Annotated in this window: 19 protein-coding genes; 13 read left to right on the top strand and 6 right to left on the bottom strand. The window is 64.6% G+C overall.

Annotation, left to right across the window (positions count from 1 at the left end; translation table 11 throughout):
• Nucleotides 1-19 precede the first annotated feature (19 nt).
• Complete coding sequence (locus AC3WJM_RS20485; protein WP_492260719.1) at nt 20-514, bottom strand: FBP domain-containing protein; 495 nt, start codon at nt 512-514, stop codon at nt 20-22.
• A gap of 556 nt (nt 515-1,070) precedes the next feature.
• On the opposite strand from AC3WJM_RS20485, the gene AC3WJM_RS20480 reads away from it, so the two are divergent.
• The 7 genes from AC3WJM_RS20480 (at nt 1,071) to AC3WJM_RS20450 (ending at nt 8,263) form a co-directional block, all read left to right on the top strand.
• Nucleotides 1,071-2,141, top strand: coding sequence for an ABC transporter substrate-binding protein (locus AC3WJM_RS20480; RefSeq protein ID WP_492272814.1), 1,071 nt, complete (start codon nt 1,071-1,073; stop codon nt 2,139-2,141).
• Nucleotides 2,142-2,154: 13 nt separating this feature from the next.
• The gene (locus AC3WJM_RS20475; protein WP_284991991.1) at nt 2,155-3,291 is read left to right on the top strand and encodes a FecCD family ABC transporter permease; all 1,137 of its coding nucleotides are present in this window, start codon (nt 2,155-2,157) and stop codon (nt 3,289-3,291) included.
• Nucleotides 3,288-4,325 (top strand): FecCD family ABC transporter permease, encoded by a 1,038-nt coding sequence (locus tag AC3WJM_RS20470; protein ID WP_492272813.1) that lies wholly within the window; start codon nt 3,288-3,290, stop codon nt 4,323-4,325. Before AC3WJM_RS20475 ends, AC3WJM_RS20470 begins: the two co-directional genes overlap by 4 nt.
• Nucleotide 4,326: 1 nt before the next feature.
• Nucleotides 4,327-5,166, top strand: a complete 840-nt coding sequence (locus AC3WJM_RS20465; RefSeq protein WP_492272812.1) for an ABC transporter ATP-binding protein — start codon at nt 4,327-4,329, stop codon at nt 5,164-5,166.
• Nucleotides 5,163-6,284 (top strand): siderophore-interacting protein, encoded by a 1,122-nt coding sequence (locus AC3WJM_RS20460; protein ID WP_492272811.1) that lies wholly within the window; start codon nt 5,163-5,165, stop codon nt 6,282-6,284. Before AC3WJM_RS20465 ends, AC3WJM_RS20460 begins: the two co-directional genes overlap by 4 nt.
• A gap of 267 nt (nt 6,285-6,551) precedes the next feature.
• Nucleotides 6,552-7,448 carry an SGNH/GDSL hydrolase family protein gene (locus AC3WJM_RS20455; RefSeq protein WP_492272810.1) on the top strand — a complete coding sequence of 299 codons (897 nt, stop codon included), beginning with the start codon at nt 6,552-6,554 and terminating at the stop codon, nt 7,446-7,448.
• 20 nt (nt 7,449-7,468) lie between these two features.
• A complete protein-coding gene (locus AC3WJM_RS20450) occupies nt 7,469-8,263 on the top strand; it encodes an SGNH/GDSL hydrolase family protein (protein ID WP_492272809.1) in 795 nt (264 codons plus the stop codon).
• Between the two features lie 72 nt (nt 8,264-8,335).
• Here AC3WJM_RS20450 and AC3WJM_RS20445 read toward each other — a convergent pair whose 3' ends face one another.
• Both AC3WJM_RS20445 and AC3WJM_RS20440 read right to left on the bottom strand, forming a co-directional pair.
• Nucleotides 8,336-8,620 carry a YciI family protein gene (locus AC3WJM_RS20445; protein WP_059388678.1) on the bottom strand — a complete coding sequence of 95 codons (285 nt, stop codon included), beginning with the start codon at nt 8,618-8,620 and terminating at the stop codon, nt 8,336-8,338.
• 56 nt (nt 8,621-8,676) lie between these two features.
• Nucleotides 8,677-9,309, bottom strand: coding sequence for an NADPH-dependent F420 reductase (locus tag AC3WJM_RS20440; protein WP_059388677.1), 633 nt, complete (start codon nt 9,307-9,309; stop codon nt 8,677-8,679).
• Nucleotides 9,310-9,430: 121 nt separating this feature from the next.
• Between AC3WJM_RS20440 and AC3WJM_RS20435 the strand changes: the two genes are divergently transcribed.
• Complete coding sequence (locus AC3WJM_RS20435) at nt 9,431-9,910, top strand: MarR family winged helix-turn-helix transcriptional regulator (protein WP_234754501.1); 480 nt, start codon at nt 9,431-9,433, stop codon at nt 9,908-9,910.
• Between the two features lie 161 nt (nt 9,911-10,071).
• Nucleotides 10,072-10,833: an SGNH/GDSL hydrolase family protein gene (locus tag AC3WJM_RS20430; RefSeq protein WP_306963504.1), complete on the top strand. Its 762-nt coding sequence runs from the start codon at nt 10,072-10,074 to the stop codon at nt 10,831-10,833.
• On the opposite strand, the gene AC3WJM_RS20425 is transcribed toward AC3WJM_RS20430, so the two are convergent.
• Genes AC3WJM_RS20425 through AC3WJM_RS20415 form a run of 3 tightly spaced genes read right to left on the bottom strand, consistent with a single transcriptional unit; the run spans nt 10,820 to nt 13,693 of the window.
• Nucleotides 10,820-11,668, bottom strand: coding sequence for an FAD:protein FMN transferase (locus tag AC3WJM_RS20425; RefSeq protein ID WP_492272808.1), 849 nt, complete (start codon nt 11,666-11,668; stop codon nt 10,820-10,822). The two genes, AC3WJM_RS20430 and AC3WJM_RS20425, sit on opposite strands and share 14 nt — an antisense overlap.
• Nucleotides 11,652-12,206, bottom strand: a complete 555-nt coding sequence (locus AC3WJM_RS20420) for an FMN-binding protein (RefSeq protein ID WP_306963498.1) — start codon at nt 12,204-12,206, stop codon at nt 11,652-11,654. The genes AC3WJM_RS20425 and AC3WJM_RS20420 overlap by 17 nt, the downstream gene beginning before the upstream one ends.
• Nucleotides 12,203-13,693, bottom strand: a complete 1,491-nt coding sequence (locus AC3WJM_RS20415; protein ID WP_492272807.1) for a ferredoxin reductase family protein — start codon at nt 13,691-13,693, stop codon at nt 12,203-12,205. The genes AC3WJM_RS20420 and AC3WJM_RS20415 overlap by 4 nt, the downstream gene beginning before the upstream one ends.
• A 428-nt stretch (nt 13,694-14,121) precedes the next feature.
• Here AC3WJM_RS20415 and rpmB point away from each other — a divergent pair, with 428 nt between their 5' ends.
• The 4 genes from rpmB to AC3WJM_RS20395 all read left to right on the top strand — a co-directional run.
• The gene (rpmB, locus tag AC3WJM_RS20410; protein WP_078107326.1) at nt 14,122-14,358 is read left to right on the top strand and encodes a 50S ribosomal protein L28; all 237 of its coding nucleotides are present in this window, start codon (nt 14,122-14,124) and stop codon (nt 14,356-14,358) included.
• Complete coding sequence (gene rpmG / locus AC3WJM_RS20405; protein WP_003798558.1) at nt 14,358-14,525, top strand: 50S ribosomal protein L33; 168 nt, start codon at nt 14,358-14,360, stop codon at nt 14,523-14,525. The genes rpmB and rpmG overlap by 1 nt, the downstream gene beginning before the upstream one ends.
• A gap of 2 nt (nt 14,526-14,527) precedes the next feature.
• Nucleotides 14,528-14,833 (top strand): 30S ribosomal protein S14, encoded by a 306-nt coding sequence (gene rpsN / locus AC3WJM_RS20400; RefSeq protein ID WP_028267656.1) that lies wholly within the window; start codon nt 14,528-14,530, stop codon nt 14,831-14,833.
• An 87-nt stretch (nt 14,834-14,920) separates the two neighbouring features.
• The coding region (locus AC3WJM_RS20395; protein ID WP_492272806.1) for a hypothetical protein at nt 14,921-15,148 on the top strand (228 nt) is incomplete at its 3' end.

Below are 15,148 nucleotides of genomic sequence, written 5' to 3'. Positions count from 1 at the left end.
GAGCGTCCGCCGCAGGCGGCTACTTCCCTTGGACCCGCCCCAGGAACTGGGCAGTCCGGGACTGCAGCCCGGCGATTTGGCGAACGACGACGTCGGCCGGGTCCGGATTGATCTCATTCGCCGGGGGTTCCTTCCGGACGTTGGCGCAGCAGCCGAATTCTGCACAGATCAACGTCCCCACGGTGTTGCCGTCGCGGCCCGATTGGCCCGCGCGCTTGGCAACCCAAAGATAGACATCGTCCTTGGAAAACACGTCGCGGCACAGTTCGCAAAGGACCGAGCGCTTCTTGCCGGAGCCTCCCTCGGGTGCGCGCAGCATGATGCCAGTGAGGGAATCATCGTTCGGGAGGACGAGGTAGCCCCGCATGGGCATCTTTTCGTCGCGCCAGCCAAGGAATTCGAGGTTGTCCCAGTCGAGGGAATCGAAGTCCTTCGGGAGGTTGAGTTTGGCGGCCTCCGAGCGGCTCGCGTTGATGAATGAGGAACGGATTTGTTGGGCGGTGATTTTCTGCACGGCAAAGTTCTTTCAGATCGATTGGGCTCCGAAGAGGAAGGACGCATGGCGTCTGGCGATCCGAGGGCACCGCAAAGGAACCTTAGAGTGCTTCTAGTGCAGGGGCGGTGGGTTTAGTTTCCCTGGCCGCCGAGCGGGATGGCCGACGCAGAGGGGGCTGCAAAGCAGGCCAAAACGGCCACCTCGCCAACCATCGCAGCGCCAACGTGTGTAGTGCGCATGCTCATCCTCTCGATCTTCGCCGCTTTCACGGCCCTGGCCAGTTCGTTGAATCAACCGGCTCTGTCATCTTTGCAAAAGTCGTCGGTGGTGTCCAAAAATTCCCGCACGGTTTCCCATAGGTGAGCGAGCGATGGGGTTTTGGCCGTGATAGGTGAGCGAGCGATGGGGTTTTGGCCGTGATAGGTGAGCGAGCGATGGGGTTTTGGCCGTGATAGGTGAGCGGGCGTTTGAGGGCACGCAGAGCGTGAATTAATTACGCGACGCAAACGTTTCGTAATTATCAGAAGGGTAGGCTAGCCTTACTTAGGTTTGCATCACTTACCTAAGGAGTCCCGTGGCTTCCCGCCCCTCACGCCGAGCCCTGCTGAAGACCGCAGGTGCAGCGACCGCAGCCGTTGCCGCCGTCGCGCTGTCCCTCACCGCTTGCTCGACCGGCTCAACTACCGCCACTTCAGCGACGACGCCGGCCTCAAGCGGTCAGTTCCCAATCACCATCAAGAACGTCTTCGGTGAGACCACCATCAAGGCGCAACCGCAGCGCGTGGTGACCGCCTCGTGGGTCAACGACGATGTTGCCTTGGCTCTCGGCGTCGTACCGGTCGGTGTACCGAAGGTTGCGTGGGGCAACAACGGCAAGGGCTCCACTCCCTGGAAGGACGCCGCGCTCGAGAAGTTGGGCGCCGGCTTTGGCACCCCGAAGGCGCCGGTCCAGTTCTCCGAGGCAGACGGTATCAATTTCACGGAAGTCGCCAAGCTGGCCCCCGATGTCATCCTCGCCGCGTACTCTGGCCTGACCGAAGCCGACTATAAGAAACTCTCTGATATTGCCCCGGTGGTGGCACAGCCCGAACTCGCGTACGGCACGCCATGGCAGGAAGCCACCACGATCATCGGCCAGGCCTTGGGTAAGAGCTCAGAGGCCACCAAGCTCGTCTCGGACACCGAGGCCACTATCAAGACCAAGGTCGCCGCGTTTCCGCAGCTCGCCGGCAAGTCCTTCATCTACGGCAACCTTGAGCCTGCCAAGGGCGACGGCGTCAACGTCTACACAGCCAACGACAACCGACCGCGTTTCCTGTCGGAAATCGGCATGACGCTCGCCCCCGTGGTGCAGAACGCCAGCAAGGGCTCCAAGGAATTTTTCGTTCCGTGGTCCGCTGAAAAGGCCAACGAGCTTTCCTCGGACGTCTTCGTGACGTGGGTGCCGGACTCCAAGACCACTGACCAAATCAAGCAGGACCCCCTGTTGGGCCAGATCCCCGCCATCAAGAAGGGCGCCCTGGTTGCCGACTCCGACAACACCCTCACCCTGGCGATCTCCGCATCCTCGCCGCTGAGCCTGCCGTGGGCACTGGACATGTTCCTGCCCCAGCTGGCCAAGGGCGCCGACGCGGCAGCCAAGTAGCGATACGCCTGACATGACACAAAGCACGACGACGGCGGGCCCACCTTCCGCGGGCGGAACGGCGCGCGAGCTGGCAGCTCATGACCCTCACATCGCTTCCACAGGGCAACACCTGCTAGTTCGCGCGAAGGCCGGGCCCGACGTCGGGGGCCGGGGACGCGGCAACCGCGCCGCCTGGCTGCTGGCCGCCGTCGTCGTGCTTGCGCTTGCCTGTGCGGCCTCGCTCGCGATCGGCGCACGGGGCTTGTCCCTCGAAACCGTGTGGCAAGCACTCACGCAGTTCAGCCCCGACGACGGGAACCATGCGGTGGTCCACACCCGCATTCCACGCACTGTGCTCGGTTTGGTGGCAGGGGCTGCCCTTGGCCTTGCGGGCGCCGCGATGCAGGGCGTCTCCCGCAACCCCCTTGCGGACCCGGGCATCATGGGCGTCAACGCCGGGGCGGCACTGGCTGTGGTCGCCGGGATCTACCTTTTCGGTATCTCGGGGGCGAGCGGCTACATCTGGTTCGCTTTCGTCGGTGCCGCGGCGGCCGCCGTCGTCGTCTATCTGATTGCGTCGATCGGGCGTGACGGTGCGACGCCGGTGAAGCTCGCTTTGGCGGGGGCGGCGCTGAGTGCGGGGCTTTACTCGATAATGAACGTCATCCTGGTTTCGAGCCAGGACACCCTGGACCGCTTCCGTTTCTGGCAGGTGGGTGGAATTGCCGGCAGCGACTGGTCCGTGGTGTTGACCGGATTGCCCTTCCTGCTGATTGGCGCGTTGATCGTGCTGGGCAGCGGGCGGATCCTCAACAGCCTGGCCCTCGGCGATGACGTTGCCCGCGGGCTCGGCCAGAATGTGACCCTGGCCAGGGGCGTCACCGCGCTTGGAATCGTGCTGCTCTGCGGATCGGCCACGGCGTTGGCTGGTCCCATCGGATTCGTCGGACTCGTGGTTCCACATGCCGTGCGTTTCTTTACGGGTCCGGACTACCGCTGGATCCTGCCGTTCTCCATGGTTCTCGCGCCGGCACTCCTCCTGGTTTCGGACGTGATCGGCCGGGTAGTGCTGCTGCCGGGCGAAGTTCCCGCGGGCATCATGACGGCCATCGTCGGTGCCCCCGTCTTCGTGTGGCTCGTCCGCCGGGGCAAGGGGGCGTCGCTGTGAACCTCCGCAGCAGCACCGCACTCCTGGGCACCGGCGTCGTGGTCCTCTTTGCGGTGACTGTGCTCCTTGGCAGCTACACGGTCACCATCCCCGATTTCTTCAGGATCCTCACTGCCCACTTGACGGGCGGGGAGAAGATCCCGGGCGCAAGCTTCATCGTCATGGAAAACAAACTGCCGCGGGCCGTGCTGGCAATCCTGATTGGTGTGGCGTTCGGCCTCTCGGGCGGGCTCTTCCAGACCATGCTCCGCAATCCCCTTGCCAGCCCCGACGTCATCGGCATCAGTTACGGTGCGAGTGCCGCGGCAGTCCTGGCCATTGTGGTGTTCGGCGCGTCCGGTGCCGCCGTGTCCGCGGCCGCGCTCGCTGGTGCGATCGGCGTCGCGCTTGTCATCTACGCCATTTCGCGCGGCGGCTCGGGTTCAGGGGGCGGGTCGGGCGGCCGTCGCGGGAATGCGGCAGGCAACCGGCTTATCCTCGCCGGCGTTGGTGTCGCCGCCGCATTGGGGGCGGTGGTGAACTTCCTCATGACCCGGGCGGATATCCGGACAGCCTCCGAGGCCCTCATATGGCTCAACGGTTCCTTGAATTCGGCCAATTGGGAGCGCGTGGGCGTACTCATGGCCTCGCTCGCCGTGCTTGTTCCCGCGTTGGCCCTCCTCGCCGTACCGCTGCGCATGCTCGAACTCGGGGACGACGCCGCGGCCGGACTAGGAATCCGCGTAAACGCCGTACGTTTCGGCCTGGTGATCACCGCAGTCGCGCTCGCAGCAATGGCGACGGCGGCTGCCGGTCCGGTTGCCTTCGTCGCCTTTCTTGCCGGGCCGATCGCCCGGCGGGTGGTCGGCCGACCCAGCCTCCCGGCGTCGGCGTTCACCGGCGCCTTGATCGTCCTCGCGGCCGACTACTTCGCGTACAACGTGGCACCCCTGGTTCTGGCCGGCACCGTCCTGCCGGTCGGCGTCATTACCGGCGCCCTCGGCGCTCCATTCCTGTTGTGGCTTCTGGTCACGTCCAACCGAAAGGAAGCCTGACATGGCACAACTGAGTGCACGCGGCTTGACGCTCCAATACGAGAAACGACGGGTGGTCGAAGGACTCTCGACGGAGGTTCCCGAAGGCAAAGTGACCATGATCGTGGGTGCCAACGCATGCGGGAAATCCACGTTGCTCAGGGGGCTGTCCAGGCTCCTGAAGCCGAGCGCCGGCGTCGTCACACTGGATGGCAAGGACATCCACTCCCGCCCTGCCCGCGAACTCGCCCGCACGCTCGGCCTTCTTCCGCAGCACCCCCTCGCCCCGGATGGCATCACCGTCCGCGAACTGGTGGGCCGCGGACGGTATCCGCACCAAGGGTTCTTCCGCCACTGGAGGACTGGCGACCGGTCGGTGCATGATCTCGCCGTCCAACGCGCACTCGAGACCACGTCAACGCTTGGGCTTGCTGAACGGAACGTCGACGAATTGTCCGGTGGGCAACGCCAGAGGGTGTGGATCGCCATGGCCCTCGCGCAGGAGACCGAGGTCCTGCTGCTCGACGAACCCACCACCTACCTTGACCTGGCACACCAAGTGGAGGTGCTGGACCTGGTGACCGACCTCAACCGCAGCCGGGGGACCACCGTGGCAATCGTGTTGCATGACCTCAACCTGGCAGCGCGTTACGCCGACCACGTCATCGCCATGAAGACCGGGGCGATCGTCGCCGAGGGGCCCGCGATTGAAGTGGTCACCGAGGACTTGGTGCGCGACGTTTTCGGCCTGGAGTCCCGGGTGGTTCCGGATCCAATATCCGGCACCCCGCTCGTTCTCCCGATCGGCCGGCACCGCACCGCCGCTCACTCAACGTCCATCGAATTGGAGTTCGCCTCATGAACGCAGACGCCGTTGTGCGAAACGCAACCACGGAGCCGATGACCCTGGCCTTCGATGTCACGGTCACCGCCGTCGAGGATCTCGGCCCTAACTTCCGCCGCATCACGTTCGGGGGATATTGCCTGCGCGGATTCGGGGTTTCGGGGAACACCCTGGACCTGCGCATCAAACTCATGATTCCCTCGCTCGACGCCGACGGGCACCCCCTGCCGTTGCCCGCCTTCCACACGGGCGACGCCGGTTGGTACCAAGAGTGGTTGGCGATGGATCCCGCGGTCCGCGGATCGATGCGGACCTACACCGTGCGGAACGAGAGGCTCGACGCCGTCTACCCCGAGATCGACGTCGACTTCGTAATGCACTTCGACGGCGGCGGTCACGGCGGTTGGGCCGGCGGCGCTAGCGGCGGTGTGGCGGGGCCCGGCGTCAACGGCGGTGCGGTTCACCCGACGGGCGGGCCCGCCGCCAACTGGGCGCTCGCCGCGAAGCCGGGGGATTCGATCACCATCATCGGCCCGAACAACCGGGCAGCCCATTGCGTCACCGCCGAAACGTATTCCGGCATCGAATGGCGTCCCGGCTTGGCGCAGCGGGTCCTTCTTGCGGGCGACGAAACAGCCGTCCCCGCCATTGGCGCGATCCTGGAGTCCTTGCCCGCGGAAATCACAGGGCATGCCTTCCTTGAGGTACCCGAGGCCGGGGATTTCCAAGACTTCGACACAGACGCCGACATCGAAATCACGTGGCTCGCGCGGGGCACGGCCCTCGGCCGGTCCCGGCCTCACGGGGAGTTGCTGAAGGAAGCCGTACGCGGAGCTGTACCCGTCCCCGGTTGGGTGGGGATCATCTCGCTCGATGGCGCCGCCGGCCCCGAGCCCGAAGATGTCAACGTGGACCGGGACATCTTGTGGGAAACCCCGCTGCGCATGGACACAGCCGCGATCGAAGCGAGCCGCAACCCAGGACTTCCCTCGGGCGCTTTGCCGTTCTACGCCTGGATCGCAGGCGAGGCAGGAGTCATCAAAGAGTTGCGCCGGTACCTGGTCCGGGATGTGGGGATCGACCGGAAGCAGGTGGCGTTCATGGGCTACTGGCGCAAAGGGAAAGCCGAACTCTAACCTGCCCCCTCCGACGCCGGCTCACATATATCGTCCTTTTCGCCGACGCTCGCTCACATATGCGGCCAAAACCGGGAACGCTCGCTCACGTCAGGTGAGCGGGCGTCTGGCCGAATGGGGCTATAGGTGAGCGGGGGTTCGCCCGAAACGCGCCATAAGTGAGCGGGCGTTCGGCCAGAATGCCCTATAGGTGAGCGAGCGTCGAATTAACCTGGGCTTTGCCGGCGGGCAACCGGGCGGGGCTACGCTGGCGTGGTGGCTGGGAACGTGCTTGATGCTGACCAGAACGGACGACGGCGGTTTGTTGCCTTGGGCGATTCCTTCACCGAGGGCGTGGGGGACCGGAACGAGGCCCTGCCGAACGGCGTCCGGGGCTGGGCCGACCGCGTCGCCGAGAAACTGGCCAAGGCCGAACCTGGCTGGGAGTATGCCAATCTTGCGGTGCGGAGCAAGCGGCTCCGTCACATCGTCGACGAGCAATTGGACCGTGCTCTGGCCATGGAACCCACGCTCATCACGCTCTACGCCGGCGGAAACGACATCCTGGACTTCGGCACGGACATGGACATCCTCATGGCCGAGTACGAAAGGCTCGTGGCCCGCCTCGCATCCACGGGGGCCACCTTGGTCTTGTTCACGGGGTACGACGTCAAGGTCTCGGCCGTGCTGGAACCCTTCAAGAAGCGGAATGCCCTCTACAACGAGCGCGTCCGCGAGCTGGCCGCCAAGTACGGGGCCGTGCTGGTGGATTATTGGTGCCTTGACGCTTACCACGACCGCCGGATGTGGGCTTCGGACCGCCTTCACATGTCCAAAGCCGGGCACAAATATATGGCCTCGCAGGTCCTGGATCACCTCGGCGTCCCGCATAAGTTCTCGCCCAAAGACTGGGAACCGCCGCAGCGCCTCAAGTTGCGCGACTGGGAACGCCGTCAGCGCCGCTGGGTGAACGACTGGGTGCTGCCGTTGTTTGGCCGGAAGCTTCGCGGCGTCACGCTCGGGGACGCCCTTGGCCCGCGCTGGCCCGAGCCCGTAAAGGTGCCGCGGAAGGCCGGGCTCCGAAAACTCGCGGAACGCCAAGCCGCCGCGGCGGGCTCAGCCGCGGCCGGAACCAAGGCACAAAGCAACGCGCAAGGCAACGCGCAAAACAACGGGGGGACATGACCATGGCCATGGAGACACCAATGCGATTCGTCGCCGTCGGAGATTCCTTCACTGAAGGCGTCGGCGACGTAGACCTTCGCCTTCCCAACGATTGCAGGGGCTGGGCCGATCGCGTGGCAGAGGAACTGGCAAGGCACCAGCCGCAGACGCAGTACGCCAACCTTGCCCTCCGCGGCCGTCGGCTCAGGCAGATCGTGGTTGAACAACTCGAGCCCGCGCTCGCGATGGCCCCCACCCTGGTCAGTTTCCACGCTGGCGGCAACGATCTGCTCGGCGCCCGACTGGACATGCGCATGCTGGTCCGTGGATTCGAGGATGCCGTTGCCCGGATCGCGGACAGTGGCGCCCAAGTCCTGCTTTTCACTGAGTACAACGTGCCGCTTTCGCCGGTGTTGGAGCCGCTCAAGCTGCGCACGGCAGTCTTCAATAAACACATCCGGCGCATTTCCGCAGCCTACGGAACGCTTCTGGTGGACCATTGGTGCTTCGAAAAATATCAGGACCGCCGGATGTGGGCTCCGGACCGGCTGCACATGTCCGGTATCGGGCACGAATACATGGCCAAGAAGGTCTTGGAGGTCTTGGGTGCCACGCACTCGCTCGCCGCACCGGTGCTTGGGGCGCTGCAACCGCGGAGCCGCGCCGAGATCATGACCGACGACGCCGCGTGGCTCAGGCGCGATGTGGCACCCTGGCTTTCGCGTCGTTTCAGGGGAGTTTCGAGCGGCGATCACCTGAGCGCCCGCTGGCCGGCCCTTATGCCGGTGGTCTTGCCGGAGCGGTTGGGGACGTCCCCAGAGCCGGCCCGGATTTAAGGGGGTGGCGTCACGCCTGACAAATTTTTGGCGGCGGTGTGCCCCGCGTGACGCCCTGGACGCCCAAGCTAACTAGTCCAGCAGGTTTTCGAAGCCCGCGGATGCCGTGGTGACCGTGAATTCGATGATCTCGAAGTCGGCCACTCCGTTGACGTAGAACGGATCCGTCGCCAGGGAAGCGTCCAGTGTTGCACGGTCGACGTTGGACAACAGGACACCTCCGATGGCTGGAACGCGACGTCCGGACGCAACGAAAGTGCCGGCGTCGAACGCTTCTTTGACCCAATCCATGTGTGCGGGGCGGTGGAAATCGACGATCTCGTCGGGAACTTTATAAGTCAGCGAAACCACGAACATGCCGCCCAGCCTACAACGCGGAGGGCGGCCTCAAAGGGCCGCCCTCCGAAAGTGAACTACGGCAGGAGCTTGACTGCAGAGTTCCAGTTGTAGTCGGGGTGGGCTTCGCTGATCTGGAGAGTCATGACGAGCAGTTGGAAGGCTTCGAGCTCACGCGAGCGGCGCAGCGGTCCGACGTTCACCGGACGCAGCCCGGCACCTTTGACGAAGTCGACGACGGCGGCCGTCGCCTCGGCGTCGTCGCCCGCCACGAGTACATCGAGGGTCTGGCCGTCCACTTCGCCCTCCGCGAGCGTGGCGGCGAAGACGGTGTTGAAGGCCTTCACTACCGATGCGCCGGGGACCAAGGCCTGCAGTTCTTCGGCGGCCGAGGTTCCGGCGGGAACGGTGAGGGAATCGAAGGTCTCGAAGTTCACGGGGTTGGAGATGTCCACGATCGTCTTGCCGTTGAGCGCTGAGCCATAGGAAGAAAGGACTTCTTTGGAGGCGTCGAACGGGGTGGCCAGCACCACGATGCTGCCTTCCACCGGGGATCCCGTGATGCCGGAGGTTCCGTTGACCGTCGCCGCAAGGGCAGCAGCGGAGCCGGCGTCGCGGCTGAGGACCTGGACGCTCTTGCCTGCGGTGGCCGCGCGGGCCACGATGCCGGACGCCATGTTGCCGGTACCGATGATGGTGATGTCAGCCATTGTTGTTTCCTTTGCTTGAGTGCTCACGATTGGTTCACGATCAGTTACTTGAAGCTTCAACCAAAACAATAATGACCTTAAGTTGAAGTGTCAAGCATTGATTTCCTTCTAAGATGAATCCATGACCGAACCGCGCTGGCTCAACGCCGACGAACGCCGTGCCTGGCTGGCCCTCCTGAGCATCAACACCCTGCTGCCCGCAGCCCTGGACACCCAACTGCAAGCGGCCGGCAAGTTGTCGCTTTTCGACTACAACGTGCTCGCCATGTTGTCCGAAGCGGAGGGGCGTTTCCTGCCGATGAGTGAACTTGCCGCCCGCACCAGCGCTTCCTTGTCGAGGCTGTCGCACGTCGTCACCAAGCTGCAGAGACGCGGCTGGGTGGAGCGCGAGGCCCACCCGGGCGATGCCCGTGTCACCGTGGCGCACCTGACCGAGGCCGGCATGGACACCATCGTGTCCCTCGCCCCGGGTCATGTGGATGCCGTCCGCGCCTTGATGTTGGACGCCATGACCGACGACGACGTTGCGGACCTCGCGCGGATCGGCGAGAAAATCGTGGCCCGGTTGGACGACGATCACTGGATCCTGCGCGAACGCTAAGCCGCCGGCGCCACGCCAGCGGCCTCGCTGCCGGCGGCAACTGCTGCCCGCGGCCGGTGCCCGCGGCCGGTGCCCGCGGCCGGTGCCCGCGGCCGGAGCCGCCGCGCCCTGAGCACCGGCCCCACGTGACGGCCGCCCCGCACTGATGAAAGACTGGCGCCATGGATTTTTCTGCCCGGTACGTGGCATTGGGTGACTCGTTCACCGAAGGACTTGGCGACGCCGACCCCTCGCGCCCCAACGGGGTCAGGGGATGGGCAGACCTTGTTGCCCAGCAATTGGCCCAAAGCAACGACGATTTCGGCTACGCCAACCTGGCCATCCGGGGCAAGAAACTCCGGCAAGTCATGGCAGAGCAGGTGGACGCCGCCGTCGCGCTTCAACCGACGCTGGTGACCTTATACGCGGGCGCGAACGACATCTTCCGCCCCAAAGTCGATATCGACAGGCTGATGGAAGACTACGAGGCCGGCATCGGGAAGATCAGTGCCACCGGCGCCACGTTGCTTCTCTTCACGGGCTTCGATGCCCGCAGTTCCAAGGTTTTCGGCACCATGCGCGGACGCACCGCGATCTACAACGAATTGCTGCGGGAAATCGCCGAAAACCACGGTGCGCTGGTGGTGGACTACTGGCGCTTCAGCGAATACCACGACTGGCACATGTGGGCGCAGGACCGGATGCACATGTCCACTGCGGGCCACATCAACATGGCCAACCGGGTGCTGGCCGTCCTGGAGCACGAAGGTTCCCTCGAGGTTCCGCCGCCGGTCCCGCAACCCCAGCCTGCGCGCGTGGAAGCGTTGCGGGCCAATGCGCGTTGGGCCCGTGAACACGCAGCCCCGTGGGTGGTCCGCCGCGTGACGGGCAAGTCCTCAGGTGACGGTCTCAGCCCGAAGTACCCGCAGCTCACCCGGCCGTAGCAAGTTTCCGGAAGCCCGGCGTGGCGAGCAGTTCGCCGTCGTTCTTCACCGCGAGCACGTCCACGTCCCAGTGGGAGGTGGCCAGCGCGAGGGTCCCGGCGCCGCCCGCCATGATGGCGGTGGCCAGGACGTCGGCCGTGATGATATCGGCCGCTGCCACTGAAACCTGGCGGAACCCCTCGTCCCGCGCCGATTGGAGGCCCGCAGACCAAATGTGGTGGCCGCGTTCGCTCGTTCCCGAGGTCGCCAGCGCGTGCCTGCCCTTGCTGCCGAGGGGAAACGCGGTCAGGAGCGTCGTCCGATCCTCCGGGTCAATAATCCCCGCCAGCCACGGCCGCGCAGTGCCCGGCGTCGGCGAACCGGCCACAAGGACATCCCCGCCCGCGTTGAGGCACCAATCCTGCAGCCCCAGCGCGAGCAGCGACGTTCCGGCTTCCCGTATCGCATGTCCCTTGACGATCCCCGCCAAGTCCACGACGCCGTCGGGCCGTTCCGCCGTAAACGCACCTGCCGTGAGGCTGCGCCAGTCGACAGCCTCGACATACAGCCGGCGCATGTCCACGGAGGCGTCCCTCAGGGCCAGCTCGCCCCGCGCCATCGCGCTCGCCTCCGAGTCGGGACGGTAGAGGCTAAACGTCCGGTCCAACCCCGTGAACAACTGCTCGACGACGGCGGTGGCCGCCTCGAGTTCTTCCACCGCGGCTTGGGGGGCCATCCCTGGAGCAGTCGGGATGGCGATGCTCACCACGGTGCCCATGCTGGTGAACGTCCGGGAACGAAGGCGGGGCTCCGAACTGCCCCCTCCGGTCTCGCGTGGCTTAGAAGTGGGCTGCATCGAGGGCCGCCTGGAGGGATGTCAAATATGCCTCGCTGGTATAGGTGGCCCCGCCGATGGTCTGCACGTTCGCCGACTGGGCGCTCAGCACTTCGGAGCGGAGCAGGGGTGCAGCCCTGGCGCTGATCTGGACGGACCGTTGCTCTTGGTCGGTCAGGTGCAGGGCTGTGACATCCGTGATGACGCCGGCCTTGATGGTTACCTGGACCTGTACCGTTCCAAAGCGCGTCTCCACTGCCGTGCCGGCGTAGGTGCCCCCTGCCTTGGCCGATGCCCCCAGACTGGAACTGGAACTCGAACTGGAGCCCGTGCTGGAACTGGAGCCGGCTCCGGTTCCCGAGGACGATCCGGACGCACTGCTCCCGGTGCTTCCGTTCGCCGTCGAGCCCGTTCCTGAAGCGGTACCGCCCGTGGTTCCGGTTGCGGAGGTGGTGACCGCCGATGCGTTCGAGTCAGCCACGTGTGCACCCGACTGCCACCCGACCACAAGGATTGCCGCCGACGCCAGCGCCGCTGATATTCCTGCCCTGAGTCTCACCAGTCAAACCTTTCGTAGTGGAGCTGCTCCTCCCGGACGCCGGAGCTTTTTGCCTCAGCCAGCACCTGGCGGGCCCAAGCCGATGGACCACAGATGTAGACATCCGCGTCGGTGATGGCCGGTACGAAGTCCCGCAGGCGCGAGGTGCCGGCAGAGGCAGGCAACCACGCGCTTTGGGGATTCGCCGACCGCGGGCCGGTCAGATGGAAGAGCGTGGCACCGCGTTTCCGGCACAATTCCAGGATCTCGTCGCCAAGGAATAGCTCGTCAGTGGTGCTGCCGCGCAACAGGACGGTCGCCTGGCCGGGCGCGAAGGGGGTGGATTCCAGGAGCGCCCGGAGGGGCGTGATTCCGATTCCTGCGCCGATCATCACAACGTGTTCCCGGCTCCGGGCCGCCGTGCTGAAGACACCGTAGGGACCTTCGATGGCTACTTTCGTTCCCGGTTTGAGCGAAGCCAGCCGGGCCGAGCCCGCTCCCAGGTTCCGGACGGTGATCCGCAAGGTGGGCTGTTGGGCGGGCCGCCCGTATGCCGTGCCCGACGGCGGCATGATCGGTTCCGCGGAGAGGCTGAACGGATGTGCCTGCCACCACATGCCTGGGGCAAGGAAGCGCCAGACGAAGAACCGGCCGCCGTTTCCCGACAATTCGTTCAATCGCAGGCCGCTCATTTCGATGCTGAAGACGCCGGGCGCAAGGGGAACCACGCGCCGCACGGTCAACTGGTGCCGGTAGGTGGCTATCACCGGCTGGGCGACACGGAACCACGCCAGCGCCGAGCCTGTTCCGATGTAGAGCAGCAGCCAGTACCAACGCTGCCAGGTGCCTTCGGCGAATAATCCGCCCACGCTGAACTGGTGCGGCAGGGCGAGCGCTACGGCCAAATACGTGAGCAGGTGGACGAAGTACCAGAATTCATAGGGAAAGCGGCGGCGAACAGCTACCAGCGAGGTGACCACCACGGCAATGAAGAGCGCCATGGAGACGAACGCCAACCACATGTCGGGTACCAGCACCCAGAGCGAAACGGCTTCGCTGACGGGGTTCAGGCCCTCGGCCATGCCGTAACCGGTCGCGACGAGAAGTCCGTGCGCCAGCAATAGGTAGAGCGCCGGTTTGCCTAGCTTCCGGTGGAACTCCAACGCCCTGTCATGGCCGACCGCGCCGTCCACGAAAGGCAAGCGTGCCGCGAGCAGAAGCATCAGGAAAACCAGATCCATACCGGCAAGCCCGGCGAGGATCCCGGCTGCGGTGACCGCTTGGGTGAGGTTCCCGACCGACGACATCCCGCCGTCGGCGAGCCACAACGCCAGCGCCGCCGCGAGGGAAGCCCACAGCGCAACGGTGAGCATGTCCGTCCGGAACATGCGTCTGCGATGCTGCGCAGCGAACCTTCCCTTGGCGGGATTGCGCCGCTCGGGCGCTGGCGGCCGGCCCGGGGACATACCCACACGTTGGCCTGGGGAGGCGAGGAGTTGTGACTTCATGCCTCAAGATTGAACTCTCAACCTTTCGATCTCCTGTGAAGGGCCTAGCCTCCGCTTATGAGTTGGGAACTTCGTTCTTATACACCCGATTGGTCTTAATTTCCCCCAGCGCCTAGACTTATTAGGCGCTAGGTGGCGCGGAGCGTGTGCAATTGCTCCGGTTGGCGGTGACTGTTGGCAACAACAGGAGATCCGCGGGCCGGTAGTTAGGGGCTCAAGTTGCGTGCATTCCAGTATTCGCCCAGTATTCCGGCCTGTTGTCCGGACCCACTACCTTCGCCGCGGCGGTGACCATTGGCTGATTTCAGTCGAGGGATCCAGCCTGCGGGAACTACCGAAAACGGTGTGGACTGGTTGCGGACGTCACCTATTGCACGGGAAACAGGAATTCTGCTTGCCGTTTCATTTTATTTTTTAGGAGAGTCGTCATGGCAGCAAACTGCCAGGTGACCGGAGCCGAGCCGGGCTTTGGACACAGCATTTCGCACTCGCACCGCCGCAACAAGCGTCGGTTCGACCCCAACATCCAGAAGAAGCGCTACTGGGTTCCGTCCCTGCGCCGTAATGTCACGCTGACCCTGTCGGCCAAGGGCATCAAGACCATCGACGTTCGCGGCATCGACGCAGTCGTCGCCGAAGTTCTGGCTCGCGGGGTGAAGCTCTAGTGGCAAAAGACAAGGACGTACGTCCGATCATCAAGCTGAAGTCGACTGCGGGAACCGGTTACACCTACGTAACCCGCAAGAACCGTCGTAACGACCCGGACCGCCTGGTCCTGAAGAAGTACGACCCCAAGATCCGCCAGCACGTCGAATTCCGAGAGGAGCGCTAAACATGGCTAAGAAGTCCAAGATTGCTCGCAACGAGCAGCGCAAGGTCATCGTTGAGCGTTACGCTGCAAAGCGTCTCGAACTGAAGAAGACCCTGGTTGACGCCAACGCGACTGACGAAGCACGCGAAGAGGCTCGCCTCGGCCTGCAGAAGCTGCCCCGCAACGCCTCCCCGATCCGTCTGCGTAACCGCGACATCATCGACGGCCGCCCGCGCGGTACCTTCCAGAAGTTCGGTATCTCCCGTGTTCGCTTCCGCGACATGGCTCACCGTGGTGAGCTCCCGGGCATCACCAAGTCTTCCTGGTAATCCAGAAGTACTAGAAGGGCCGGCAACCGCTTGGTTGCCGGCCCTTCTTGCGTTTAAGGCGCAGGGGGCCGGGCTTTGATGCTTCGCGTGTCCGACTTTGGCGAGTTTCGTGGCTTCGCGATTAAGTGGCGCAGCACACAGCATTGGATGACGACGCCGGTGGCTTCTTTTTGGGCCGAACCGGCTGTTTTGTCCCGGATTGACGCGGTTCTTGCTCGCCCGAGGGGTGATTTGCGCCGGGTCTTGGGGGTGTGTAAAGTAGATCGAGTCGCCGCCGCTGATGCGGAAAAATTGCGACCGACCCCCTTTCAAATG

It is taken from the genome of Arthrobacter sp. FW306-1B-G06A, assembly GCF_058781765.1.
The sequence above is the reverse complement of the archived record's forward strand: the minus strand, read 5'-3'. Positions and strand labels throughout refer to the sequence as shown.